Annotated in this window: 1 protein-coding gene and 1 pseudogene; both read left to right on the forward strand. The window is 43.1% G+C overall.

What is annotated here, in order from left to right:
* Nucleotides 1–85: 85 nt before the first annotated feature.
* The gene (locus tag ACFINR_RS09615; RefSeq protein ID WP_375610989.1) at nucleotides 86–421 is read left to right on the forward strand and encodes a hypothetical protein; all 336 of its coding nucleotides are present in this window, start codon (nucleotides 86–88) and stop codon (nucleotides 419–421) included.
* A pseudogene (locus tag ACFINR_RS09620) lies at nucleotides 402–547 on the forward strand (PBSX family phage terminase large subunit); the annotation flags it as partial. The gene ACFINR_RS09615 and the pseudogene ACFINR_RS09620, both read left to right, overlap by 20 nt.

Below are 547 nucleotides of genomic sequence, written 5' to 3' on the forward strand. Positions count from 1 at the left end.
TAGGCGTATTGTGTCTAGAGAGGGAAATGTACAGTTCAAAATCCCCGCAAATGCGGGGTTTTTTATTATCTGGAGGGTGTATTTTATGACATCACAAAATACAGAACAGATTTCTCAAACAAAGAAAAAATATAAACCCCCTAAGGCAGGAATGGGGCGTGTTAAAGGTGTACCCAATAAGAATACACGCCTTTTGAAAGAGGCTATTCTTAAAGCTGCTGAATTGGCAGGCAATAAGTATGGCAAGGAAGGACTAATCTCTTACCTCGAAAAGCAGGCAATAAGATGCCCTGCGGCTTATTTAGCGTTGCTTGGGAAGATCTTGCCTTTGCAAGTGACGGGGGAAGATGGGGGCGCGATTAAGATCATAGGGCGTGTAGAAATTGCTCCTTTAACAATGAATGACGACAAGACAGATTAAGATTGTACCAAAACTCATTCCTATTTTTGCAGGAGACGCTTTGGTACGAGCGGCTTGGGGTGGACGAGGGTCTGGAAAGACAAGATCATTTGCCTTGATGGCTGCTTTAAAAGGCTATCAATTTGG

Origin of the sequence: Bartonella sp. AP19HLJMH (assembly GCF_042196245.1) — a bacterium.
Lineage (GTDB): Bacteria > Pseudomonadota > Alphaproteobacteria > Rhizobiales > Rhizobiaceae > Bartonella.

Coding starts and splice junctions, on each gene's coding strand:
- ACFINR_RS09615 (WP_375610989.1), top strand. CDS start 86: ATGACATCACAAAATACAGAACAGATTTCTCAAACAAAGAAAAAATAT.